This is a genomic window from Vibrio sp. 10N.286.51.E5, from assembly GCF_041469125.1.
Lineage (GTDB): Bacteria > Pseudomonadota > Gammaproteobacteria > Enterobacterales > Vibrionaceae > Vibrio > Vibrio crassostreae_C.
On record NZ_JBFRJZ010000006.1, the window covers coordinates 103924 to 129806 of the forward strand.

24 protein-coding genes are annotated in these 25883 nt (G+C 44.1%); 16 read left to right on the forward strand and 8 right to left on the reverse strand.

Annotated elements, in window-relative coordinates:
- Position 1 precedes the first annotated feature (1 nt).
- Positions 2 to 889, forward strand: a complete 888-nt coding sequence (locus tag AB4161_RS01340) for a mechanosensitive ion channel family protein (protein WP_048612067.1) — start codon at positions 2 to 4, stop codon at positions 887 to 889.
- A 369-nt stretch (positions 890 to 1258) separates the two neighbouring features.
- Here AB4161_RS01340 and AB4161_RS01345 read toward each other — a convergent pair whose 3' ends face one another.
- Complete coding sequence (locus tag AB4161_RS01345; RefSeq protein WP_372082606.1) at positions 1259 to 3286, reverse strand: cache domain-containing protein; 2028 nt, start codon at positions 3284 to 3286, stop codon at positions 1259 to 1261.
- Positions 3276 to 4739, reverse strand: coding sequence for a sigma-54 dependent transcriptional regulator (locus tag AB4161_RS01350; protein WP_029235435.1), 1464 nt, complete (start codon positions 4737 to 4739; stop codon positions 3276 to 3278). Before AB4161_RS01350 ends, AB4161_RS01345 begins: the two co-directional genes overlap by 11 nt.
- Before the next feature lie 302 nt (positions 4740 to 5041).
- On the opposite strand from AB4161_RS01350, the gene AB4161_RS01355 reads away from it, so the two are divergent.
- The 6 genes from AB4161_RS01355 (at position 5042) to AB4161_RS01380 (ending at position 10413) form a co-directional block, all read left to right on the forward strand.
- The gene (locus AB4161_RS01355) at positions 5042 to 5848 is read left to right on the forward strand and encodes a substrate-binding domain-containing protein (protein ID WP_017077255.1); all 807 of its coding nucleotides are present in this window, start codon (positions 5042 to 5044) and stop codon (positions 5846 to 5848) included.
- 209 nt (positions 5849 to 6057) lie between these two features.
- Complete coding sequence (locus AB4161_RS01360) at positions 6058 to 6756, forward strand: ABC transporter permease (RefSeq protein WP_017067174.1); 699 nt, start codon at positions 6058 to 6060, stop codon at positions 6754 to 6756.
- A gap of 10 nt (positions 6757 to 6766) precedes the next feature.
- Positions 6767 to 7486: an energy-coupling factor ABC transporter ATP-binding protein gene (locus AB4161_RS01365; RefSeq protein ID WP_372082607.1), complete on the forward strand. Its 720-nt coding sequence runs from the start codon at positions 6767 to 6769 to the stop codon at positions 7484 to 7486.
- On the forward strand, positions 7464 to 8048 hold the full coding sequence (mobA, locus tag AB4161_RS01370; RefSeq protein WP_004733776.1) for a molybdenum cofactor guanylyltransferase MobA: 585 nt from the start codon (positions 7464 to 7466) through the stop codon (positions 8046 to 8048). The genes AB4161_RS01365 and mobA overlap by 23 nt, the downstream gene beginning before the upstream one ends.
- Positions 8048 to 9865 carry a bifunctional molybdopterin-guanine dinucleotide biosynthesis adaptor protein MobB/molybdopterin molybdotransferase MoeA gene (locus AB4161_RS01375; RefSeq protein ID WP_372082609.1) on the forward strand — a complete coding sequence of 606 codons (1818 nt, stop codon included), beginning with the start codon at positions 8048 to 8050 and terminating at the stop codon, positions 9863 to 9865. Before mobA ends, AB4161_RS01375 begins: the two co-directional genes overlap by 1 nt.
- A 281-nt stretch (positions 9866 to 10146) precedes the next feature.
- The gene (locus AB4161_RS01380) at positions 10147 to 10413 is read left to right on the forward strand and encodes a DUF2960 family protein (protein ID WP_017063882.1); all 267 of its coding nucleotides are present in this window, start codon (positions 10147 to 10149) and stop codon (positions 10411 to 10413) included.
- Between the two features lie 186 nt (positions 10414 to 10599).
- Here the strand turns inward: AB4161_RS01380 and nagK are convergent, their stop codons facing one another.
- Both nagK and AB4161_RS01390 read right to left on the reverse strand, forming a co-directional pair.
- Complete coding sequence (nagK, locus tag AB4161_RS01385; protein ID WP_004733781.1) at positions 10600 to 11508, reverse strand: N-acetylglucosamine kinase; 909 nt, start codon at positions 11506 to 11508, stop codon at positions 10600 to 10602.
- A 163-nt stretch (positions 11509 to 11671) separates the two neighbouring features.
- Entirely contained in the window at positions 11672 to 12418 is a 747-nt protein-coding gene (locus tag AB4161_RS01390; protein WP_372082611.1) for a tRNA-uridine aminocarboxypropyltransferase, read from the reverse strand.
- A gap of 68 nt (positions 12419 to 12486) precedes the next feature.
- On the opposite strand from AB4161_RS01390, the gene AB4161_RS01395 reads away from it, so the two are divergent.
- On the forward strand, positions 12487 to 13296 hold the full coding sequence (locus AB4161_RS01395; protein ID WP_171733000.1) for a sterol desaturase family protein: 810 nt from the start codon (positions 12487 to 12489) through the stop codon (positions 13294 to 13296).
- 115 nt (positions 13297 to 13411) lie between these two features.
- On the opposite strand, the gene AB4161_RS01400 is transcribed toward AB4161_RS01395, so the two are convergent.
- Complete coding sequence (locus tag AB4161_RS01400) at positions 13412 to 15457, reverse strand: methyl-accepting chemotaxis protein (protein ID WP_372082613.1); 2046 nt, start codon at positions 15455 to 15457, stop codon at positions 13412 to 13414.
- A gap of 104 nt (positions 15458 to 15561) precedes the next feature.
- Between AB4161_RS01400 and AB4161_RS01405 the strand changes: the two genes are divergently transcribed.
- The gene (locus AB4161_RS01405) at positions 15562 to 16047 is read left to right on the forward strand and encodes a C40 family peptidase (protein ID WP_017059602.1); all 486 of its coding nucleotides are present in this window, start codon (positions 15562 to 15564) and stop codon (positions 16045 to 16047) included.
- A gap of 107 nt (positions 16048 to 16154) precedes the next feature.
- On the opposite strand, the gene AB4161_RS01410 is transcribed toward AB4161_RS01405, so the two are convergent.
- Complete coding sequence (locus tag AB4161_RS01410; protein ID WP_010440912.1) at positions 16155 to 16499, reverse strand: DUF3802 family protein; 345 nt, start codon at positions 16497 to 16499, stop codon at positions 16155 to 16157.
- Positions 16500 to 17084: 585 nt separating this feature from the next.
- Between AB4161_RS01410 and AB4161_RS01415 the strand changes: the two genes are divergently transcribed.
- Entirely contained in the window at positions 17085 to 17951 is an 867-nt protein-coding gene (locus tag AB4161_RS01415) for a fructosamine kinase family protein (protein ID WP_017059601.1), read from the forward strand.
- Between the two features lie 63 nt (positions 17952 to 18014).
- Positions 18015 to 18218 (forward strand): CPXCG motif-containing cysteine-rich protein, encoded by a 204-nt coding sequence (locus tag AB4161_RS01420; RefSeq protein ID WP_017059600.1) that lies wholly within the window; start codon positions 18015 to 18017, stop codon positions 18216 to 18218.
- Between the two features lie 107 nt (positions 18219 to 18325).
- On the opposite strand, the gene AB4161_RS01425 is transcribed toward AB4161_RS01420, so the two are convergent.
- On the reverse strand, positions 18326 to 18934 hold the full coding sequence (locus AB4161_RS01425) for a riboflavin synthase (RefSeq protein ID WP_017063887.1): 609 nt from the start codon (positions 18932 to 18934) through the stop codon (positions 18326 to 18328).
- Between the two features lie 161 nt (positions 18935 to 19095).
- Between AB4161_RS01425 and AB4161_RS01430 the strand changes: the two genes are divergently transcribed.
- Positions 19096 to 20466 (forward strand): MATE family efflux transporter, encoded by a 1371-nt coding sequence (locus tag AB4161_RS01430; protein ID WP_017063888.1) that lies wholly within the window; start codon positions 19096 to 19098, stop codon positions 20464 to 20466.
- Between the two features lie 101 nt (positions 20467 to 20567).
- On the opposite strand, the gene AB4161_RS01435 is transcribed toward AB4161_RS01430, so the two are convergent.
- A complete protein-coding gene (locus AB4161_RS01435) occupies positions 20568 to 21410 on the reverse strand; it encodes a DNA ligase (RefSeq protein WP_372082638.1) in 843 nt (280 codons plus the stop codon).
- Between the two features lie 311 nt (positions 21411 to 21721).
- Between AB4161_RS01435 and AB4161_RS01440 the strand changes: the two genes are divergently transcribed.
- The 4 genes from AB4161_RS01440 (at position 21722) to AB4161_RS01455 (ending at position 25735) form a co-directional block, all read left to right on the forward strand.
- Positions 21722 to 22051: an STAS domain-containing protein gene (locus AB4161_RS01440; protein ID WP_372082615.1), complete on the forward strand. Its 330-nt coding sequence runs from the start codon at positions 21722 to 21724 to the stop codon at positions 22049 to 22051.
- Between the two features lie 62 nt (positions 22052 to 22113).
- A complete protein-coding gene (locus AB4161_RS01445) occupies positions 22114 to 22950 on the forward strand; it encodes an OmpA family protein (protein ID WP_017067078.1) in 837 nt (278 codons plus the stop codon).
- Entirely contained in the window at positions 22947 to 25046 is a 2100-nt protein-coding gene (locus tag AB4161_RS01450) for an SLBB domain-containing protein (RefSeq protein ID WP_017067079.1), read from the forward strand. The genes AB4161_RS01445 and AB4161_RS01450 overlap by 4 nt, the downstream gene beginning before the upstream one ends.
- On the forward strand, positions 25046 to 25735 hold the full coding sequence (locus AB4161_RS01455) for a chromosome partitioning protein ParA (protein WP_171732995.1): 690 nt from the start codon (positions 25046 to 25048) through the stop codon (positions 25733 to 25735). Before AB4161_RS01450 ends, AB4161_RS01455 begins: the two co-directional genes overlap by 1 nt.
- Positions 25736 to 25883: the final 148 nt, after the last annotated feature.

Here is a 25883-nt window from a genome sequence, read left to right on the forward strand (position 1 = left end):
AATGAAGAAGTTATTTATCCTACTATTTGTTGGCTTGGCAAGTGCTGTCAGTTTCCCGACCTTTGCGACGGAAGAGTTAGCCAATGTAGAAAACATCTCAAAGATAGCGAGCCTAGTGCGATGGAGCGGCGTGTTCTTCTCCATGATCGTTATCGCTGCAATGTGGTTGCTGCTTAAGTTTATCAACTCAATGGTGACCAGTTTTGGTAGCCAATTCGTGCAATACCGAATGTTGCTACAGAAACTGCAGTCGTTTACTCAGTTCTTTATCTACGTGAGCACCGGTCTTATCGTGTTCATGATGAGCTTTAGAATCAACGACCAAATACTGGCTTTGATTGGTGGTACCCTCGCTGTGTCGGTCGGCTTTGCGCTTAAAGACTTGGCAGCTTCATTTATCGCGGGCATCACGGTAATGATTGATAGACCCTTTCAAGTTGGTGACCGCGTCACGTTCGAAGGCAACTACGGCGATATTATTACCATTGGTTTGCGTTCAGTGCGAATGAGAACCCTGAATGACGACATCATTACCATTCCGAACAACAAGTTCTTAAATGAAGTGACCACCAGTGGTAACTACGGTGCGTTGGACATGCAGGTGGTGATTCCGTTTTACGTCGGTATGGATGAAGACATCACCCTAGCCCGCGACCTGATTCAAGAAGCGGCGTCTTCTAGTCGTTATATCCACTTGCCGAAACCTGTAACGGTTTTGGTTAAACAGACGATTACCGATAACTACCTAGCAATACAGCTAACTTGTAAGGCTTACGTTGTGGATACTGCGTATGAGAAGCTGTTTGAAACCGACATTACTTTGCGTGTGATGAAAGAGTTTAAGAAGCACAACATCAACCCACCGAAAATTTCAGTAGCGGCGCATTAGGCTTGATGCTTTAGACGTTTGTTGCTTATAGCAAATGACTAGCCATAAATAAAAACACCTCCGAACTTATCGCAAGTGCAGAGGTGTTTTTTTATGAGCTTTTTATCTTCAAGCTAATAGTCCTATTGATGCTAAACCTTAAAGTATTTCAATTGCTCAGTAAGGTGTTCTGTAGTGTTCGCCATTTTCTGACTGTCTTCTGCGAGCGATTGTGAGGCTTGGAGTACCTCATTTGCAGCGAGTTGAGATTTGGTTTGCGATAGATTAGTAGTGCGGAATTTTCGTGCTTGGGCTAAAACGTTCGTGTAATAGCCCAAGCGCGTTAGAAATATTATCAGATGATAATATCAGTGAATGAGTTCTTAGAACTTATAGGTTTGATACAAGCAATTGAGGTGTCGCTTTCTGTTGAAGATAGATACTAAAGCAACTTCCCTTACCTACCTCAGATTCAACTCGGATCTCGCCGCCAGTTTGGCTCAATATACTCTGAGATACTGACAACCCTAAGCCCGTGCCATCTCGTTTGGTGGTATAGAAAGGCGAGAAGATACGTTTCAGTTGTTCTTCCTTAATACCACAGCCTTCATCTTGAACATGAACGATAGCGCCATGAGACACACCATTTTCAACCCAGTCTTCACTCGAAATGGTTAACGTGCCCTGACCGTCCATTGCATGAATCGCGTTCATTTGTAGGTTAACCAGAATCTGCAGTAATTGGTTTCGGTTCACTTCGACTGAAGTTTTAGCGTTCAGCTGTGATACGTACACAATGCCTTTCTTCTTCGCGCCTGTTTTTACGAGCGTAATACTTTCATCGACAATTGGATTGATATGTTGCCACGTAATTTCGTCTTGTACGCCGCCGTGACGGCTGTATTGAAGCAGGCTTCGTGTGATATTTCGAATTCGGTCAATTTGCTCCATGATCGCGTGGACTTCTTCGTCTACACGACTCACTTCATCGCCCAGTTCAAACTTCATCAATTCAACGTTGCCAAGAATCACGGCGGTTGGGTTATTGATCTCATGAGCAATACCCGCCGTTAATTCACCTAACGCGGCCAGCTTTTCATTGACCACCAGCTTATCTCTGGCTTGATTGAGCAGTTTGATGTGCAGTTCAAGTTCTTCGGTTTTCTCTTTCAAACTCGCGGTACGAGAATGCACTTTGCACTCAAGTTCAGACGCCGCTTGTTGAATCTCTTGATTACGCTCGTGCAGTAAATCCAACATCTTATCGAACTGTTTAGCGAGCAGTGTCAGTTCGTGTTGATCATCCAAACCTAGCGTGCCAATGCGTTTGTCTTGACCCATCTGTACTAGCTTGACGACCTTATGAATGCGTTCAATTGGGTTAAAAAGATCACGCGCGCCACGGTGAACGATCAAACCGGATGCCAACAACAGCAACACAATGGTAATGCTGATTTCGCCAAGGTTGGTCAAGTAGGTTTCTATCAACGGCCAAATCAAATAACCGGTGTAGAGCATACCAATTACATTATTAAACTGGTCATGGATTGGTTGGTAAGCCGTGATATACCAAGCGTCGTATACATACGCTCGATCTAGCCATTCTTTGCCTTCATTTAAGACTTTTGAGTGAACCTCATGAGAAACACGCGTACCAATGGCGCGCCCTACACTGTCTTCACTGCTCAAAGGCACGTTGGTGCTAACACGAAGATCATCAAGGAAAACCGTGACCGTACCAATATGACGATTAAACCCTTCTCGTTGTGGATAGATAAGGTTACTGATCTGATCGACAAGTTGAGTGCTGTTATTCAGTAAGATCCCACCATCCAGAAAACCAATCACATGATCGTGTTCATCTTTGATGGATACAACGGTTCGGCTTACCAATCCGCGAGTCTCAACTTCTTGCCCATTGAGCATCGGAACTTCCGCTTTTTTAGCGAGGTCACGATCGAGATAATTGAGTTCGTTACGGCTTAAGAGACTGAAAAATGAAGATTTATGAGTTAAGTTCAGATACTCGAGTTTCTTTTCCATGCTCTCGACACTGCGCCAACGCAGAAAATCGAGCTCATAGCGAGATTTGTTCTCAGACACCCAGCGAGTTAGCTCTTCGTGTGAAAGATCACTCGCGAGTTTGGTTCGAAAGTTATAAGACTCGGCAAACGCACGAACGTTGTATGCCTGCTGATTTTGGATCAGGTGAATACTGTTATCGGCAACATCCAAACGCTCATCGACATCAATCAGAGCGCCCTGCCACGTGTAATGTATTGACCAATACAGTGTGATAGCCACAAGCGCGCACAAGGTTAGAATGATCGGAGCTGATGTTAGAAATAATAAGCGGTAGCGAACCATTGTTTTGAATCGGAACGCCCACTTTGACCACCAACGACGTCTAATCGGCATATTCAGAGCCTTCTGTGTTCCAATCTTTGTATTTACGTTCTAGCGTTTTACGTGCGACGCCAAGATCTCTCGCAGCAGCCGATTTATTGCCATCATGGAAACTAACAAGCTGTTCTATGTGAGATTTTTCCACTTCTTTGAGTGTCCAAGTGTTTGGATAACCCTCGGCAGCGTCTGCATTATTCAAGTTTGGCATCTCCGCACCATGTGACACCGTCACTGAAATGCTAGCGGGAACAGGATCACCATTAATCTCGCGCCAATAGTGTGCTGGTGGCTTGTCTAAAAGAATGCATCGTTCGACTAAGTTTTTAAGTTCACGAATATTTCCCGGCCATTCGTATTCGTTCAACGCCAAGATATCTTCATGTGCCCAATTTGGAACTGGCATGCCAAGCTCGCTCGATAAAAGACGAGTAAAGTATGGAACAAGTTCAATCAGGTCTGACGGGCGCTCTCTCAATGGCACCACATCAATCTTAAGTACATTGAGTCGGTAGAACAGATCGCGGCGGAAGTGCCCTTTATCGACCTCTTCTTGAAGATTTCGGTTGGTCGCCGCCACCACTCGTACGTCAACGGAAATTTCCTTCTCGCTACCGACTGGACGAATGGTTCTTTGCTCTAACACGCGTAACAATGCAGCTTGCATTGGCAGTGGCATTTCACCAATTTCATCAAGGAACAAGGTGCCACCACTTGCGACTCGGAAAAGACCTTCACGGTTTTTCTTCGCACCAGTAAATGCGCCTGATGTATGTCCAAACAGTTCACTTTCTAGAAGCTCTGGAGCAATCGCACCACAGTTGATTGGCACAAATGGACCTGTGCGTTTACTGGCTTCATGTACACCACGAGCAACCAGCTCTTTGCCGGTACCCGACTCACCTTCTATCAAGACGGACGCTCGAGACGGTGCAAATTGACTGATCAGTAATTTAAGTTGTTTGGTCTTGTCTGAATTGCCAATCAGTTCAGTCTTGATATGACGACTCACATCACGCTTCAACGCGTACTGCATTCTTTGGTCGAGTCGCTTATCCATACAACGCAGAACCGCTTGTATCATCTGTTCGAGGTTGAACGGCTTAAGAATAAAATCTGAAGCACCAAGCTTAAGCGCGGATATGGTCATCTCTAGATCGGCATAACCCGTCATGAAAATCACATCGGCGCGTTTGTCGTTGTCGTTAAACGCCTCTTCCCACTCAATGCCAGAGCGGCCTGGTAGGTTGATATCAAGGACAATCAGATCAAAATGTTCGCTCGAACGCAGCGTTTCAGCCTCTTCAACCGATCCTGCGCTCGACACCTTGCCAAAGAACTTACCCAGTGCTTTCTTTAAGATAGCCTGCATACCCAATTCATCATCGACCACCAAGACGGAAAACGCCTGATACTGAGTCAATGTGTTCGGGTTGAGATTGGATGCAGATGAACTAGGTAAAGACATAATGATTAGCCGGTGAGAAAAGTTGGGACAGAGTGTACCAATTAACCTTTTCTCCAACAGGGACAATGTGCGACATTTTGTCCTAGCTCATGTTTTGATTCATTTTAACGGGGTAAAAGACTCAGTTTTGTCCGAAATAACAGCAATTTAACGAAATCTGATGCATTATTTGTTGGCATTAAGATTGCTTATAAGGTGTAGATTTCTAATTACAACAATTAGCGTCTTATGCACATGCCCTCTTTGAGCCCTTTAAAATTGAAGGCATGTCATTCATTTATAACAGAATGGACATAATAATAATGAAAGCAATTCCCCTAACTATTGCAGCTCTATCTATCGTCAGTTACACGGCTAGCAGCGCGGAAGACACCACCCATATCAAATTGGCGACAACCACAAGTACCTACCACTCAGGTCTACTTGACTACTTATTACCTGAGTTCGAAAAAGATTCTGGTATCAAAGTTGATGTTCTAGCGGCGGGTACAGGTAAATCACTTCGCATGGGTGAGAATGGCGATGTAGATCTAGTGATGACTCACGCCCCAAAGGCTGAAGCGAATTTTGTTGAGCAAGGTTATGGGGTTCTACCTCGCAAGCTGATGTACAACGACTTTGTCATTGTTGGTCCTCAAAGCGATCCAGCGAAGATTGAATCTCAAAAAGCAGTGACTGATGTGTTCAAAGCAATCGCGAACAATAACGTGACCTTTGTTTCTCGTGGTGACGACTCTGGTACTCATAAGAAAGAGATGGGTATTTGGGCACAAACTAAAATGGAACCAAACTTTGGTGGCTACCGCAGTGTTGGTCAAGGCATGGGCCCTACTCTGAACATGGCGTCTGAAATGCAAGGCTACACCATGACAGACCGTGGCACATGGTTGGCTTACCAAAACAAACTGGATCTTAAAATCCTTTTCCAAGGTGACAAGAACCTATTCAACCCTTACCAAGTAATCCTTGTTAACCCAGAGCGCTACCCAAGCATTAACTACCAAGCAGCGAAAGTATTCAGTGATTGGTTGGTGAACCCTAAAGGTCAGAAACTGATTAACGACTTTAAACTGCATGGCAAACAGCTGTTTGTAGCGAGCGCAGAGTAGTTTTTCGTCAGCGTAGATTCGTTTATAACAAGCTGAGAATGGTTTGTTGTAAGTACTAATTCCAATTAGCACTACGCTTAACTAACCAGTTAACTGAAGCATTTAAAGAAACAATAGCTGACCAATACACACTCAAATAGTTTGGGTCAGCTATGATTAACATCAGTCATTACCGATAAAACCTATTATCGATTTACACGAGATACTTCATGACCCTATGGCAAACAACGATTGATGCAATGAATCTACTTGTGAGCTTTGACCACGAATTGTGGAAAATCGTCGCGGTATCCTTCAGCGTGTCTTTGTCCGCCATCTCATTGGTGATTGTTCCTGCAATCCTTATGGCTTTCTTATTGGCTTATACCGAGTTCCCCGGGAAATGGGCTCTGCTTTCAGTGATCAACACCCTGCAAGCGATCCCTACTGTGGTTATCGGTTTGTTGATGTACATGATGCTTTCTCGCTCTGGCCCGTTAGGTGATTGGCAATTGCTGTTCACCCAAAAGGCGATGATTCTAGGTCAAATGGTGATCTGTTTCCCTATCCTAGTTGCGATGATGCATGGCGCTCTCCAAGCCAGTGACCGCCGAGCGGTTGAAACGGCGCGCACGCTTGGCGTATCAACGACTCGTGTGGCGTGTACGTTAATTTGGGAAACGCGCTTCCCTCTTTTAGCGGCAACTATCGCTGCCTTCTCTCGTATTGTCACTGAGGTTGGTTGTTCAATGATGGTCGGTGGCAACATTATGGGGATGACAAGAAACATCCCAACAGCTATCGCTATGGAAAGCCACAAAGGCGCATTCGCTCAAGGCGTCGCCCTCGGTATGGTGTTATTAGCATTGGCATTAGCCCTTAACTTTTTCCTTTCCAGTGTGAGAGGAAAAGGCTATTTAAGAACTTAGGAACGCTGTCATGAGTATAAAAATAACAACGCAGCAAATTTCAATGCGCTACAAAGAGCGTGTTTTGTTCCATATTCCCGAATTGTCGATCGGCCCCAACGATGCCATTTATCTCAAAGGAGATAATGGTGTGGGTAAAACGACCCTACTTAAAATATTGTCTGGATTGATTCAGCCAAGCTCCGGCCGCATTCAGTCTCCGACACAAAGCTGGCAGCAGATCTTATTCCCTAGGCTCAAGTTCAAAGACATTATCTACCTGCATCAAACCCCCTATCTTTTTGATGGTTCGGTGTACCAAAATGTCGCTTATGGCATTCGCTTTAACAAAGAGAGCCAAAAAGATAAGCGAGCTCAAATAATTAATGCGCTGAGAATGGTAGGTTTAGAAACCTTGGCAGATGAACACATTTCTGTGTTGTCTGGTGGTGAGCGTCAACGCGTTGCAATGGCACGAGCTTGGATTCTTAAGCCGTCAATCTTGCTTATGGATGAACCAAGTGCTTCTTTAGACAAAGAATCTATTGAAAGATTGGTGGTAATGGCCGAAGATCTTCTTCAAAGAGGCGCGAGTTTAGTCATCACTAGTCACCAAACTAACGCGTTAACCGACTTATGTAAGAAGCAATGGTGGATCAAAGACAATACTTTGACCGAATCGCCGCTTCTGCAAGTTATTCAGAAAGATAAAGCACAAGAGAATATTTATGCTGCTTCCAACGCAAACTAGTTGGGTTATTTTGGCTGGCGGACAGGCCAGCCGCATGGGCGGAAAAGATAAAGGACTTGTTGAGCTCAACGGTTCTCCGCTTATTCAATACGTTATAAACAAGCTGTCACAACAAGATGTCAGCATCACCATCAATGCCAACCGTAACTTAGACAGTTACCAAGCATTTGCTCCGGTTGTTTCCGATTCCTTCCCTGACTATCCAGGTCCATTGGGCGGTATTCATGCTGGCCTTAAAAACGCGAGCACAGACTGGGTCGGCTTTGTCCCTTGCGACAGCCCACAAATCAGTGACGACCTTGTTGAGCGTTTTTGTTCTGCAGTTAAAGAAGACAGTGACATTCTTGTCGCGCATGATGGCGAGTTTAAGCAACCTGTATTCACCCTATTCCACAAACGTGTTCTGCCAAAGCTAGAAGCGTTTTTGGAACGTGGTGATCGTAAAATCATCTTGCTATACAAAGAGTGTGTCACCGAATACGTTGATTTTAGCGATTCTCCTAACTGCTTTGTCAATCTCAACACGCCAGAAGAACTCACCCAATTCGGAACGCTTCAATAATGAAAGATTCTAAACAACGCCCTAACCTTCCTTTATTGGGCTTTGCTGCTTATAGCGGTACAGGCAAAACGACCGTACTTGAAGCCCTGCTTCCTCTGTTGACTGATGCGGGTTTAAAAGTTGGCGTGTTAAAACATGCTCACCACGATTTTGATGTCGATAAGCCGGGTAAAGACAGTTACCGCTTGCGTAAAGCGGGCGCAAACCAAATGTTGATCGCTTCTCGTAATCGTCACGTGATGATGACAGAAACACCAGAAGCCGAAGCCGATTTTGATTACCTGCTGACTCGATTTGATACCAACACGCTTGATCTGATTTTGGTTGAAGGCTGTAAGAACATCGCCTTCCCTAAAATTGAACTGCACCGAGATGAAGTGGGCAAACCTTGGTTATATCCAAACGATAACAACATTATTGCTATCGCGGCAGACAGCCAAGTTGAATCAGAACTGCCACAAATGGCGATCAGCGATTTAGAAGCGATTCGTGATTTCATCATCAATTACGCGCAGTCCTTTGACCTTGCCTCTACAACAGGCAAAGCAGTGTCATGCTCATCTTCAAAAGACGCTGCGCCAGCTGTTTGTTGTGATTCGTTCTCTCCTGCAGGTTTAACCGTTACTCAAGGTCAGCAAAAGATTGTTGATAGCATTGACGCACTCGATCTCACAGAGAGTGTTGAATTACTGCAAGGCTACGGCCGTGTGCTGGCTGAAGATGTGATTTCGCCAATCAACGTTCCTCAGAATACCAACTCTGCAATGGACGGTTATGCAATTCGTAGTGAAGATCTAGAATTGGACAGCTACAACATCGTTGCTGAAGTCATGGCGGGTCACAGCTACGAGCAAATCGTTCAACAAGGTGAAGCGGTTAAGATCATGACGGGCGCACCAATGCCAGAAGGCGTTGATGTTGTCGTGATGCGTGAACAAGCCGTCCAAGATGGCGATAAAGTTAGCTTCCCTGATGCTAAAATCTCGGTTGGACAAAATGTCCGTATGGCAGGTGAAGATTTAGAAATCGGCCAACCTGTCTTTACACGTGGCACACGCATTGAAGCGCCAGAAATGGGCATGATGGCGTCGTTAGGTTTTGGTACCTGCCCTGTTCTGCGTAAAGTGAAAGTGGGTGTGTTCTCTACGGGTGATGAAGTTCAAGCGCCGGGTCACGAGCAAAAACCAAACTCTATCTATGACTCAAATCGTTTTACTATTATCGGCATGCTTCAAAAGCTCGGCTGTGACATCGTCGATTACGGCATCATTGAAGATGATGAGCAGAAGATGATGGATGTGCTGCATTCTGCGTCGCTTGAAACCGATATGGTTTTGACTTCTGGTGGTGTGTCTGTTGGTGATGCGGATTACATCAAGCTTGCGTTAGATAAACTGGGTGAAATCAACTTCTGGCGTATCAACATGCGTCCAGGTCGCCCATTGGCTTACGGTAAGATTGAGAACAAGCCGTTCTTTGGTTTACCGGGTAACCCTGTTGCTGTGATGGTGTCGTTCATTAACTTTGTTGAGCCTGCGATCCGCAAGCTTCAAGGTCAAACGAACTGGACACCAGTAAAAGCAAATGCTGTAGCAACTGAACAACTGCGCTCACGCCAAGGCCGTACTGAATTTAGCCGTGGTGTGTTCTCGATGAATGAATCTGGCGTGCTTGAAGTGAAAACAACGGGCAAGCAAGGTTCAGGTATTCTGCGTTCAATGAGTGAAGCGAACTGCTTAATCGAAATCTCTCCAGCAGTTGATACTGTGAAAGTTGGCGAGACAGTGACGATCATTCCTCTGCAAGGTCGTGTTTGATTCAAAGCTCAAACACCTAAATTGACTTAGCTGCTTTTTAATTGACTTAGAAGCTCATTGCTAAGACATAGACGAAGCCCCTTCTATCGAGCTTTCGATGTTAAGGGGCTTTTTGTTCTTTTCGTTTCGTGAAAGACAACCTGTTCGTTGCCTAAAAGACAAATAGCTTAAATTACGCTAAACGTTAGAACGATAATCTTAAGATTTCTTATCATAACCTTGAGCCACGTACTGTTTTTATGTAGAGTGCGCGCAAAGTAATAATTCTATTGGAGAGCATCATGGCTCGTACCATTCTGTACACTTACAAAGACGAAGACAAAGAGTTACTGTTTTCGAAACAAGAACACCGCACGATCCAAGAAGCTGTTGCTGCAGCTGAAGGCATCGATATCTCTGAGTATCTAAAAACTGAGCAACAGCTTGAGTTGATTTCTGATACTAAAGCGGTTCGCAACTACCAAGACAACTACTTCCGCAAGCTTGGCTTTACTAAGCTTACGTTGAAGCAAAAAGACAATCTTGGTGTTGGTAAAAAGAAGAAGTAAGCCCTCTTGGCTCTTTTCTTGATATGTCGTTTCTAGCTTTTCGTTTGTAATTAAGATCTAAGCTCTTAGAGCTAAAGAAACGAAAACACTGAACTATAAAAAATGCCGCAACCTCGAAAGAGATTGCGGCATTTTTATTTGTGCTTTTAACTATCTAACCTTAATTAGCTTAACGGTAAGTAATGATTACTTAATGTTAAGGAATGCTGCGCCACGAACGCCACCTGAATCACCGTGCTTCGCTTTGATGATCTTTGGACATTTCGCTACAGACAATAGGTATTTAGGAACACGCTTTGGCATCTCTTCGTAGATAAGTTCGAAGTTTGAAAGTCCACCACCTAGTGCTACAACATGCGGGTCAAGTGCAGTAAATAGGTTTGCGAAACAGATAGCCAATAGTTCCATGAAACGGTCAACGTGCTCAGCTGCTTTTGCTTCGCCTTCGTTGTACGCTTGGATGATTTCAATCGCTTTCTTTTTCTCACCGAAGTAGTGCTCATAAATCAGTTCAAAGCCGCGACCAGATAGGTAGCTGTCTAAACAACCTTTCTTGCCACAACCACAGCCTAGTAACGGTGCGTTGTCGCCAAGGTGGAACCATGCATCAATAGGAAGACGCATATGGCCGAGCTCGCCAGCAACGTGGTTACGTCCTGAAAATACTTTGCCATCAAAAACCAAACCACCACCAAAACCAGTACCTAGAATTAGGCCAGCTACTGATGGTTCATCTTTCAATTCATCATCCCACGCTTCAGACAGCGCAAAACAGTTCGCATCGTTCTCGATTTTAACACTACGACCAATCAGCGCTTCTAAGTCTTTGCGTAATGGCTTACCTGTTGAAGCCGGTACGTTAACAACAAGCATAGTGCCGTCGTCCGCATCTTCCATGCCTGGAAGACCAAGGCCAATTTTGCCTTCGCAAGAGAATTCGCTATCGTATTTTTTTACCAAACCGGCAATCGTATCAAGTAGCAGTTGATAATCTTCAGTAGGCGTTGGTACGCGTTCGGTTGCTACTCGCTCAAGTTTTTCATTGAACGCACCAAACTCAATTTTTGTGCCGCCAACATCAAAGCCGTAATACATGAAATCTCTCCAATTTTTCCCTAAATTCGGGCAAATAAAATTTTTAAATTAAACAACTAGGAAGCATTATCCATAACACTCCCCCTACAAACCGTGATAGATAACAAACTTATCTCGTGTTCGAATCTGTTTGAACAACAAGTCAGCACAAAGCGGTTAAAGGTTAGAGTGACGTCTCACTTTTAGTATGCTCTATGAAAGCATTCAGGCTTGGTTTGGTTGGATCGGACTTATAACGCGTCTTACTCAACATGTAGCTTTCACGAAATGCTTCAAACCATAGCTGTAAAGTCTTAGCGCCCTGTTCTTCACCGGCTTGTTTCAAAACTAAGCTCGCTACTTCGGCCGTTGATAGATGTTGTTCGTTGTCTGACTTACGCATCATGTATTGCGAAACCGATTCTGGTTCGATCGACAACACCGGTAAGTCTTGCAGATACTCTGAACGACGGAAAATACGTCGTGCTTCACGCCAACTACCATCAATAAAGATCAGCAGCAACGTCTTGTTCGAATCTCGCATTTCAGCAAGATCTGCAACCACACGCGATTTGTCATCGGTATAATCTTCAGGAAAGACCACGACTGGCTGATATTTATCGTCTTTCAGCACATCAAGCATCTCTTGATTCGGTTCAGTGCGGTGCCAAAGGTAGGCATAGCTGTCTTTAACGGTATCAAGGATTAAACGGCCGGTATTACTTGGTTTGAGTATTTCGTTGTCCGATAAGATCAACATGGTCGCGACGTTCGTATTTACGTCTGGTTGATGTTCACAGATACAGCTGTCTTGTTTGATTTTACAGAACTGACATCGAACCACTTTACACCCGCGCGCGTTAAACGGCTTGGTAGAAAGAGACAAACGGTGTTGATATAAACGGTGAAAAGCGTGGATTCTCATGGACAATAACGATAAATCTAGAAAAGTGGCACGATTGTACTTACAGTGTCCCTAGAATGATAGAAGGAATTCCCATGCAAGACCCATCACTGCTTCGCCTTGTTTTCTTTATTAGCGCTTTTGTTTTGTGTGCGTTGTGGGAATATCGTGCGCCAAGAAAAACGTTGACTCAAAATAAATGGTTTCGTTGGGGAAATAACTTCTCATTAATGGCGCTTAACAGTGTTTTATTGGCGACATTAATACCTGTTGCGGCATTTCAAGCGGCACTGATTGCGGAGCAAAATCAATGGGGTCTGTTCAATAACATTCGCCTACCCTTTGAAATCACCGTGTTCCTTTGTGTCGTGTTATTAGATCTTGCCATTTACACTCAACATTTAGTCTTCCACCGTATCCCTGTCCTGTGGAAACTTCATCGCGTCCATCATGCCGATTTAGATATCGATGTCACAACTGGTACCCGCTTCCACCCCATCGAGATGATTTTATCTATGTTAATTAAAGTCGCGTTGATTTTCGTATTGGGTGTGCCCGCACTAGCGGTTGTGATATTCGAGGTTGTGCTTAATGTGAGTGCTATGTTCAATCACAGCAACGGTCGTTTACCTTTATGGTTCGACAAGCAGCTTCGTAAAGTGATTGTCACGCCAGATATGCATCGAGTGCACCATTCAGTGATCGTCAAAGAGACCCACTCTAACTTTGGGTTCTTCTTATCAGTTTGGGATATCTGGTTTAAAACGTATCGTGCTCAACCCAAGCTTGGTCACGATAAGGTAAGCATCGGTGTACCAGAAATACGAGACGGAAAAGAACAAAGGCTCGACTTGATGTTACGCCAACCATTCGCTTCCTTCCCTCATTCGAAAGACAAGACCTAACGCCTCAAGAAAATAATAAAAAATGGCGCAAACTCATAAGAGATTGCACCATTTTTATATGCGTAGCTTCTCACCTTTCAGCGGCAATTCCCACTTCCGGACGACGTTGACACACTTACTTCAATACGTACTTATGAAGCATAGCTTGTTGGTGCCCTGCTATCTCTCCGACTTGCTCTGAACTCTCGATCATAGATTCAAGTTGCAGCTTAGTATTTTCGCCCTGCTCAGATACTCGAGTGATTGAATGGGTAACATCGACAGTTGCACGAGCTTGTTCTTCGGTAGCCACCATGATTTGCTCAACACGCCCTTTGATCTGGCTAACCGCAAATTCGATTTTCTCGAAGGCTTGTCTTACATCGCCACTGGTTTCCAGTGCATTGGCCATCTCACTTCTCGATTCCGTTACAGAAGCACGTGAGCGATCGGCTGCCGCTACTAGCTCGTTCATCATGCTACGAATATTGGTGGTTTGCTGGGATGTGCCGCTCGCCAATTTACGCACTTCGTCTGCAACTACCGCAAAACCTCGACCTTGTTCACCTGCTCGCGCCGCTTCTATCGCAGCGTTCAGTGCCAATAAGTTGGTGTTTTCAGCGATTCCACTGATCATATCGACCATTTCACGAATCTGTTTCACTCGACCATCCAAGTCAGCCATCGACTCTTCACTCATGCTAAGAGACTGCTCAAGCGCTTGTAATCGTTGTTGGTTAAGGCCAACCACTTGGCTGCCATTCACTGACTCATCTTCTGCTATTTGTGCATCGTCGTTCGATGCGTTAGAGATACGAGCTATCTCACCAATCGATGCTTCTAGTTCAGTAATGGTGGTGATCATATTCTGAAGTGATTCGTTCTGCTCGTTCAAGCTCGAATTAGTTTGTTCTGCAGCGTCGTGGCTTACTTCAGCGGTTTGATAAAGCGTCTCACAGTTGCGCGTTACCAAACGAACCGAATCCGCGGTTGAATCGACGACCGTATTGAGTTTTGAAGTAATAACTTGCAGCTCTAGCGGCCCAAGCAATTCACTCAGTTTAGAGAAGTCATGATCTGCAAGTGAACTCAACTGTTGAGTAATGTTTTTTAGCCCTTTATTCATCCAACGGCGTAACACGAACCATGAAATCACAATGATTACGGCAATAACCAGCCCGCTGATAAACAACACACGATCAATATTGGTGATGGTTTGATTTACAACCAGTTCGCTTTCATCAATCAGATGGGAAGCGGTAGAAGACAACTGATTCAATGTGCTTATGACTGTATTCGCGAAGGTGATAACTTGCGTTAAGTTCTGCTCTTGCTGCTGAACAAGTTCGAGTTTCAAGAGGATCTGTTTGATCACACCTTCTTCGGTAAAGCCTTCTTTCACCATCTCGTAAGGCGCCGTCAAGCTCGCGAACTCAACGATGTCTGGATGCCAATCGGCAAAATCGCTGTAAGCCAAGTTAAGGCCTGCGATTCGGTTTCTCAATTGACGGTATTCGTCTTGTGCTTTATCAATGTCAGGTTGCATCATCAACATCAAGAAGGTGTTCGCCATAGCAGACGCACTGGATGTGAATCGGTTCGCTGCATCGCTCGCTTCTGGGTTGTCTTCAACCAAGAATGAGCTGATTCGATTCATTTCTGGTCCGATAGACCCAACGCCATAACGGAACTCGCCCATTTTACTGTCGATCAGATTTTGCTTACTTTGAATCTCAATCTGCGCCAGCAGTACCGTGTTGGTCATAGCTTGCAGTTGCGCCATGTCATCGACAAGGATTTGTTGTTGCTCTAAAGAGATCGCATCAGGAAAAGATTGGGAAATAAAAAGAAGTTCCTCTAGCGTGGTATTGCTCTCTGTCGCGAGTTGGTCAATTGAGCCCCTTGTGGCATTCAGTGTATCTAAGTCGGTTGATTGGGTGCTGTAAGTGAGAAGTTTTACTTGTTCTAATACGCTTTGCGTTAATTCGGCGTTATGTAGAGCAAGGGGTAATGCTTGTTCCGAGAGTGCATCAAAATGTCCCCCGACCCGTTCAACGCCCCGAATGCTAACCATTGATAAAAAAGTAACAAGTAAAAGAATGGAAATAAATACAGCAGTGACGGTTTGAATGAGCGAGAATGTATAACGTGAGGGTTTTATTGATAAATTTGTGTCGGGCATGTGAAATCCAGTTTGACTACGAAAAGAGATATCCTTAAGTTAGGTCGTATACTAGAAGTCCTTGATGACGTTTTTATTTCAGTTTTTTGTCAGAAGAGTTACATATGAAAATCAGAAAAATGGCTGTAGTTACAATAACTTTAGCAACATTGGCTGCTTGTAGCTCGTCACCTTCGCCTTCTCAGCTTAGTCAAACCGCACAGAAACCCCTATCAAAGTCAGAACAATTGACTACAAACGCTTATATGAGCGTGTATGAACAGTGGAAAGGCGTGCCATACCATTTCGGTGGGACCTCATTTCGAGGTATAGATTGCTCTGCTTTTGTTCAAATCGCCGTGCAAAATGCGACTCAACAAGCTCTACCAAGAACCACAAAAGACCAGAGTAAAAAGGGAAAAGAAATTGCGTATGGGCAGGCAACAAGCGGTGACTTGGTGTTTTTCAAGACTTCGATGACGGTGCGACATGTAGGCGTTTATTTAGGAAACAACCAATTTCTACATGCCTCGACATCGAAAGGTGTCATTATTTCTAGGTTAGATAACCCTTACTGGGCATCCAAGTTTTGGCACTTTAGGCGTTTATAGCGGTTCGAAAGATAAACCGCTGAGCGAGGTAACTCTAGAAAGATACGACTTAAACGCCCGTTGTTATTATGCTGATTAATTACGACGATAAATGAGCAAACAAACCGTTAATCGTATTTAGCAACAGCAGTATCAAACAGGTTCTTCACTAACGCGATGTACTCATCGAGGAATACAATTTGTTCGTTAGTCGCTTTCTTAGCCCACACACCCGCTAATACTTCACCAAGATCCGCTACTACGGCATCTGCTTCTTTCAAAAGTTGAAAACGAACGCTCGAATGCAACTCTGGGTTTTGCTCGAAAATAGCCATGATGTTTGTTGAAATCATGTCGGTAACAATGTCTTCGACACTTTCGTTTCCAGTATCACCATTACTATTGGTAAACACATCAAGGTTGAATGATAGGTGCTCGATTAAAGCCAAATAGCCATCGGTTTCTACAACCACAATAATTCTCCGTTTTAAGCTCTAGAGCAGATTAATACGTACTTGCCTAATACTATGTAAATGAAGCTATTTGTCATCACTTTATTGCCCAAAACCACATTTAAATGATCCTAGTTAGTATTTCAGCTTAAAATTAAATCGATATAGCTTTATGTGGTATACCTGCCTACTTACGACATAAGTAAATTCACGCTAAAGAAGTGTAAGACAAACTTTGAAGCAAAGTATTGCGCCAGTTAACAATAGCCCTTTCAACTTACTCCAAAAGCTCATTTGATTTAGTCGCTAGACAATAACAAGTTCAAACCTCTTTTCCAGTTTGTGGCGTTCAAAACCGTTTCGATTGTGAGACCAGTTCCAAACTATTTCATCACGTCAGGTTTTCAATTTATGTTTGTATTTCAAAGAGCTTGAATCAGTTCGAGTTCACAATTCGGCCAATTGATTCTACGTAAGATGAAGAAGAGCTAAGAACATTGACGAGTGCGTCTATAAATTGTTCAGATTTATCCTAAACTATTGCTATTAAACAAACAGTATTTCTAACCTTCAATCTTTTTAACTTTCAGTCTTTGAGGATTTCCTATGTGGCAGGCCATTTCTCAACAACTTTCAGATACTCTTCTATTTAACTTTCAGATTACTGAACGTACCAAGGTTTCTGGTGGCGACATTAACGATTGCTATATGATCAGCGATGGTAATGAGCGTTACTTTGTGAAAGTGAATCAGCGAGAATTTTTACCTAAGTTTGAAATTGAAGCTGAGAACTTACGCTTGTTAAGAGAAACCTCCACTGTTTACGTTCCTGAGTTGGTGCTTATTGGCAAAACCAAAGAGTGCTCGTTCATTATTCTGAATTACTTGCCGACCAAACCGCTCGAGACGGGCAACAATAGCTTCGATTTCGGCGTTCAGCTTGCGCGGCTTCATCAATGGGGCGAGCAAAAAGAGTTTGGTTGCGACCAAGACAACTATATCGGCAGCACACTTCAACCCAACCCTTGGCATAAGAAATGGGGTCGCTTTTTCTCTGAGCAACGCATTGGTTTCCAACTGCAACTGCTCAAAGAGAAAGGCATCGAGTTTGGTGATATCGATGACATCGTTGATGTGGTGAATATGCGTCTTGCTGGCCACAACCCTCGCCCTTCTTTGCTTCATGGGGATCTTTGGAATGGCAATGTTGCTAACTCTGCGTTTGGCCCAATTTGCTACGACCCTGCTTGTTACTGGGGGGACCATGAGTGTGATTTGGCGTTAACTGAATTGTTTGAAGGTTTCCCTAAAGAGTTTTATGAAGGTTACCAGAGCGTCAATCCACTCGACGTTGGCTATACTGATCGGAAAGACATTTACAACTTGTACCATCTTCTTAACCACTGCAATCAATTTGGCGGCGAATATTTAGCACACACTGAAGCATGCATTCAGAAGATACAGGCCGTTTAATACCAATTACAGCTGTTTATAACCGAATACGATTGGTATCAGTTACAGTGAGGAGAATTTGCCATGCATAAATACACAGAGAAACATGTCTCCTGTCCGCATTGTGGGCACGGTATTAACATCACGCTTGATGCATCTAATGGTAGCCAAGACTTCTATGATGATTGTCCAGCGTGTTGCAATGCCATTCATTTGGATATGCAGGTTGACGAAGTAAGAGACAGAATCAACCTTTCGATTGATGCCGATGATGAACAAGTATTCTGACAATCAGTTTCTCGTTTAAACCATGATCAAAAAGAGCACCTCACGTGCTCTTTTTTAATTTGGTCATCGGTGTGATTTTATTGCCACCGATTCAATGCGCTTAGTGGCTATTTCTGGTTCGCTAATACACGCTCGACAGTATCAACAATTGCCTGCGTTTGTGGATCGAACTCAATGTTCACTTGGTCGCCTACTTCACGGCCGCCAAACAGAGTACGATTCAGAGTTTCTGGGATCAGGTGAACAGAGAAACGGTTCTCTTCCACTTCACCAATCGTCAATGAACAACCATCAACACCAATGTAACCCTTACTCAATACGTACTTCATCGATTCTTCTGGTAGTTCGAACCAAAGTGTACGGTTGTTTTCTGTTTTAATCACATCGACTAGGTTAGCCATCAGAGTAATGTGGCCAGACATGCTATGCCCACCAATTTCGTCACCAAACTTTGCTGCACGCTCAACATTCACTTTGTCACCAACATTCAGTTGGCCTAAGTTCGTCAATCGCAATGTCGCTTGCATTAAATCAAAAGCAATCTGGTTACCTGAAATTTCCGTTACCGTTAAGCAACAACCGTTATGAGCTACTGAAGCACCAATGGCTAATCCTTCAACCATTTCATCGCTTAGCTCAATGGTATGAGTTTGAAACGACTCTTTTTTGTTGATAGCAACCAGTGTTGCCATGCCTTGAACGATACCTGTAAACATAAGATTCCTATTTAGCATTCTAATAACAGTTTTTCATAGCAGTTATTGTGACATTTCTTTATGATTCGTCCAGTGGAAGCTTAAGATCATTGTCTCTGATTCCTTCAGAATGTCCTTTCCTACACTATTATTCTAATTTTCCCTCTTATTTGGAGTTGTTTGTGCATCGTTACAAAGAAGAATCCTCGAATCTAATCAAACTTGCGACCCCAGTATTGATCGCATCCGTTGCACAAACTGGAATGGGTTTTGTTGATACCGTAATGGCTGGTGGCGTAAGTGCTATCGATATGGCGGCGGTTTCGATTGCAGCAAGTATCTGGCTACCATCAATCCTATTTGGTGTTGGTCTATTGATGGCGTTGGTTCCTGTCGTTGCACAGCTGAATGGTTCTGGTCGACAAGTCAAAATTCCATTTGAGATTCAACAAGGAGCGTTTTTAGCGCTCGTCATTTCCCTTCCAATCATTGGCGTACTGTTCCAGACACAATTGATATTGGAGTGGATGGACATTGAACAACTCATGGCGGAAAAGACCATCGGCTATATGAATGCGGTGATGTTTGCTGTACCTGCATTTTTGTTGTTCCAAACATTGCGAAGCTTTACGGATGGTATGTCTTTAACTAAGCCTGCGATGGTGATTGGTTTTATTGGCTTGCTATTAAACATCCCACTTAACTGGATGTTCGTATACGGAAAACTTGGTGCTCCTGCTCTGGGTGGTGTTGGCTGTGGCGTTGCAACGGCTATCGTATATTGGGTGATGTTTGCACTACTGTTCGCTTACGTTTTAACATCAAAGCGTTTGGCGAAAATCAACATCTTCGGTACGTTCCATAAACCGCAACTTAAAGCTCAAATTCGTCTGTTTAGACTTGGTTTCCCTGTGGCGGCCGCTATCTTCTTCGAGGTAACTCTGTTTGCGGTGGTTTCTCTGTTAGTTGCACCATTGGGTTCATTGATTGTTGCCGCGCACCAAGTCGCGATCAACTTCTCTTCGCTGGTCTTCATGATTCCAATGAGTATCGGTGCAGCCGTGAGTATTCGTGTTGGCCATAAGTTGGGCGAAAACAACACCGAAGGTGCGAAGATCGCGACACACGTGGGTATCATTGTTGGTTTAGTGACAGCCCTTATGACAGCGGCGTTAACGATTCTGTTTAGAGAACAGGTTGCATTACTTTACACAGAGAACACGGCAGTAATTATGGTTGCAATGCAGTTGCTGTTGTTCGCGGCGGTTTATCAATGTACTGACGCCATCCAAGTTATCGCTGCGGGTGCTCTGCGTGGCTACAAAGACATGCGTTCAATCTTCAACATCACCTTTGTGGCTTACTGGTTGCTTGGTCTTCCTATCGGTTACATCTTGGGTATGAAAGATTGGATTGTTGACCCTATGGGTGCGCACGGCTTCTGGATTGGTTTCATCGTCGGTCTAACGTCAGCCGCGATTATGCTGGGTATGCGTCTACACTGGATGCACAAGCAGGACGATGACGTTCAGTTAGAATTTAGTTCTCGCTAGATTCGTACTCGCTAAGTCGGTCTATCTGATTTCGAATAAAAAAAAGAGCTCTGATTTTCAGGGCTCTTTTTCGTTTAATGGTCAGGTAGATCGTATCTGCCTTAATATTCACTCTTCTCTCGAACAAAGCGCGCAAACTTGGGTTTTCCGTTTTCAGTAAAACCATTGTAACGAAAGGTAATACGGCTGCCGATCTCTGGCGGTGCGAGTCTCATTTGGTCACTGAACCCGCTGCCTATATAAAATTCCACACCCTCTTCTGTGTGAACCAAGATTGAACCCATCATCCCTTTATACTTCCCTGTCCCACCCTTGTAGCCAATAACTGTGGCTTCGGCATCATGATGCCTTTTCAGTTTTAACAAATCATTACTTCGGCCTGCTTGATAACGACTGGTGATTTTTCTAAGCATCAAACCTTCGCCATTACGCTCATCGACATTATCAAGTTGATGAAACAAAGCCTCTTCACTGTGAATTGGTACATGTTCTATGTAGCTGACATGAGATTCTCCAATCACGCTTACCCAATGCAAAATGTTGTAATAGCGCTTTTGATAATCTCCCGCAGCGCCTGGCATATCAAACAGCATGAAATCGATTTGGCGCCATGCTGTGTCACTCGGCGTATGATCGAGAACGGTAGATTGAACAAGGTGGAACTTGCCCCTTCCTGCCCACAACTCTCCTTCGAGATGGACCTTAGGCAAGTTTTCAGTAAACCACTTGGGTGAGTAAATGCGATTACCATTGCGTGTATAAAGATGTTGTCCGTCCCAAAGAGCCCGAATCCCATCAAGCTTTTCACTCTTCCAGTATTCAGAAACATCAATGCCTTGCTGGTAAGAGTTTGCAAGCACCAAATAGTCGGGCGGTAAATAGGATGAATGAGAAGAAAGCGAACACGCCCATAGAGTGGCTAAAGCCAGTTTGGTTAATCTCATCATCTGCTCCGTATTAATAACTGTAGTGGTCAACAAATACCTTTAATCCTAAGTGCTCTAGCACCCAGTTAGACAATCTTTGCTAGAAGATGCGATCCACTCACCAACCTTATCCAACCCTTTCATCTATTCATTGAATTAATGACTTATGACTCTCATATGATCCGCCGTTTTTAGTTCTCAAATTGAGAAATGCCTTTTCTCAATTTGAGATGGGAATTCACTACAAATATAAGCTATTGAAAAATAACAACATAAAAGTTGGCACATTCAGTGCAATTGTCCATACATACTTAAAAGGAGATATCGCTATGGAACTACGTAAGATTGATTTAAACACAACGACACTGACACTTTCTATTTTCGGTGATCTGGATGCAGCAGGCAGTCGTGATGCACAAACCGACATTGATGATGTGATTTCTAACGATGGCCACCCTGAAATCGAAGTTGATTTTAGCCAAGTTGAGTTTTTAGATTCATCTGGGGTTGGCGCGATTGTTTATATGTTCAAACGTCTGACTGAACGCGAGCGTATTATGCGACTTGAAAATGTGACGGGGCAACCGCTTGAAATTATGAACTTGCTGCGTATTGGCCACGCTATCCCAGTAAATTCAAAAAATCCTGCAAATTCATGAAGAACCACTAAGCTAGAAGTAACAAAAAATAATAAGAAAAATTAGAAACATAGGACGTTGGCATGAAAATACTGAAAAACTACATAGCCCTTTCTCTGTCCGCTCTCGTTCTGGGTGGCTGTACTAGCTATCCTGAACAAGGTACAGGGGGTTTGGCTGAAAGTTACGATTCTATTAACTATCAAAACTCAGACTTCTCTCCTGTCATGCCAGACGAGCCTCTTGGTCCAGAACATGGATTACGCTTTGATTGGCAGCTTGCTAAATTGCACCTTGATGCCTTGATCCAAGAAGGCGCTCGTTGGTGCTTCCCCGCTGCTGTTGTTCAAGCAATCGAAAAGCAAAATCGTATTGCTCGTGAACTTCAAGGCGGTCTACTACTGGATGCAGCCAACGATTTAGTGATCCAAAGAAAACGCCTAAATGAACTTGAGGTCCAACTGGATTACGTAACTTCACAAGCCCGCTGTGAGCCACCAAAAAATGAAAATCAATTTAGAATGCAACTGTCGGTTATTGAACAGTTGTATGACCTGCTTAATGTTGACAACCAATTTGCGGAAAACTCGACTGAAGTAAATCCTAAATATATGGGAAGACTGGCCGAGGCGACCACTTTACTTAAAGAACACAAATCCCTAGACCTTGTTGTTACCGGCCATGCTGATGCAACGGGTGCCGAAGAATACAACGACAAGTTAGCACTTGGACGAGCGAAACAAGTCGAACGCTACCTGACTATTTTTGGACTAGGCGCTCAACGAATCAAAGCCGTCTCTGTTGGCGAAACCGTCCCTCTTTTTGAAGGTGAATCCGACGGCACGCGTTTAACGAACCGCCGAGTAAGTATTGAAATTGTCTCGCCTAAGAATGCCGAGAAAATGGGAGGTGGATTATGAAATCCTTGATCGCTTTTATCATCACCCTATCGTTATGCTTTGCGAATGTCGTCAATGCTAACGATGAGTTTTCAGACGCGGTTCAAGTCGGTGATCTAATCCAAGTTAACGTACCCGGTGAAAGTACCTTAAACACGGGGTTCCAAGTGGATAAGCGTGGCCGTATTACTCTTCCAGAAGTAGGCGCTGTGTTTGTTGCGGGTTACGACAGCGAACAGCTTAACAAAGTCGTTCTAGAGTCGCTGGCAACTGCTTACAAAGATCTTTCGAACGCTTCAGTGTATGTAAAAGAGCAGCAAATCATCATCTACGTGCAAGGTTATGTAGAACAGCCTGGCGAATACACGCTCTCATTAGGTTCTAGCATCCAAATGGCACTTTACGCTGCGGGTGGTTTACGCCCGGGCGCGCAACTGGATAAGCTGATTCTAAAGCGAGGCGCAGATAAGAAAGAGTTTAACTACAAACGATTCCTTGATTCAGGAGACGAGTCAGCATTACCTACTCTTCAATCACTGGATTCACTATTCGTTCCAGCTTCTCCATTAGTCGGTAACATCGAGCAAGAGTTTGACGCAGCAAAGCTTGCTAACTCAGGTGACAGTGCTGATTCTCGTAACTCCATCAAAGTGTTTGGTGAGGTGAACGCGCCGGGTTCGTTCACTTACAAAGAGAACACCGACCTTGTCGACGTACTTATGCGTTCGGGCGGCGTAACTCGTTATGCCAGTGTTGAGCAAATCCGAGTGATTTCGAACAACACCCCAACGCTATTCAACCTAAAACGTTACTTAGATTCTGGTGACGAAAGTCTGCTTCCAATTTTACGCCCGGGTGCGACCATTTTCGTTCCCAAGCAAGAAGAAGAGATCAAATCCGGCGCCAACATGGTTTACGTAATGGGCGAAGTCGCAGCCCCTGGTGCTTTTGAAGGCAAAAGAGACGCGACCTTTATGGATATCTTGGCGAATGCGGGCGGCCCAACTCGATTTGCAGAGTCACGACAAATCCGTGTTATCAAAGCAGATGGCAGAGTGCTTAAATTCGATTTAGCGGCTTACACTGAAGGCTTACCTAACTCTAACCCTCCTAGCATCAAAGCTGGTGACGCGATTTTCGTTCCCGAGAAAACCGACATGAACGAGAAGTCTTGGTTGAAAATCACGCCAGACAGAGCAGTTAACGTGATTGGTGAGGTGAATCGACCTGGTCGTATTGAATGGTCAGATGAAATGAATTTCATGGGATTATTGGCACACGTCGGTGGCCCTACGCTACGCGCTGACACATCGAAAATCGAAGTTGTTACTGGTAGAAAGCTAGTTGTGTTTAACCTTGATGATTTTATTCGAAATGGTGCGCCACGTGACCAAATGCCACAAATTCGAGCGGGCTCTATCGTGCGTGTTCACGACTTGCCACAAGATCCTTCAGACAATAAATCACAATGGGTTCGTCAAAGCTCTGATGCTTCGATCTACATCTTTGGACAAGTGAATGCACCCGGTCGTTACCGCTTCACCAAAGACATGCACTTCCTTGATATCTTGTCTGCGGCTGACGGTCCAACAAAGGATGCCGACATCCACAACGTTCGAGTAACGCATCGTGACAAAACCTATTCGCAAGTAAGCAAACTTAACTTATCACTGTACTTCGAAACCGGTGACGAATCGTTACTGCCAAACGTAACCACTGGCGACACGATTTACATCCCAGAGAAAGGAAAAAACTGGTTAGATACACCGAAAGAAGAAACCGTTCGTGTGCTTGGTGCGATTAACAATCCGGGGCGTTATGTGTTCAACGACAACATGACCATTCTAGATATTCTGGCAGAAGCAGCAGGACCTACCGACAATGCTTATGTAGAAAAAATTACCATCGTCAATATGTCTTGCTGCCAAGGTCAGGCTCGTACTTTTGACCTTGTTGAATTCAGCAAAACGGCGAACATTTACAACTTGCCGGTGCTACGCGCTGGTGACACGATTTACATCCCAGACCGTCGTGAAAGCTTTATTGAAAAAGCACGCGTCGGACTTGATGACATACTGCGTATCACCACCACCATCGTATTAATAGGAGCTTTATAATGACAATTTCAGCGACCCATGCCGAAGTCGAGCAACTGTATTTAGCTTCTGAACTTAACGGCCAAAAATCAATATGCGTCACCGCCTGCCATTCAGGTGACGGAGTAACATCTATTGCAACCGCACTAGCTGAGCGTTTTCTTCTTGCGGGTCATTCAACACTTTATGTTGATCTCAACTTATTCAACCCTGCTTTCAAAGATTTGAATATGCTAGAAGATAATCAGCAAGGTCAATTGATTGAACATGTTGAATCTCAGCGTACGTTTATCGGTGTACCTGCTCCACAAGTTGCTTCAACGCAATTGGCTTATAAAGATCCGACAACGTTACAAAACGTGGTCAACAAATGGTTAGAGAAATACGACAGAGTCATCATTGATACCTCACCGCTTCTCAACATAAACAAAGGCAACATTCCGGCTCAGTCTGTGGCGAGTGCTTGTGACAGCACATTGATGGTTGTCGCCTATGGTGAAACGTCGAGTCACCACCTAGAACAAGCGAAAAAGCTGCTTGATGCACAAAGTATCAACCTAATGGGCTGCGTGATGAACATGAAACAAAAGCCTAGCTTTGCACAAGAGTTGGTCAGACAAATCAATCGAATGAAATTCATCCCCGCTAAGCTTCGCGATAGCTTGGCAAACAAGCTGTATCAAAATGAGTTTTTGAACCTTCCGATGTAACTTTCTTTTGCTACTTTCTGGCTGTCATTAAACCATGACAGCTACCTATCCTATTAGACTTCAAGCTCCAAAAGCTCTGAATAACTCAAAACCAAATTGGGTATTTTTGGCGAAGTTATTATTAAAAATAAGATTTTAAAAACCATTC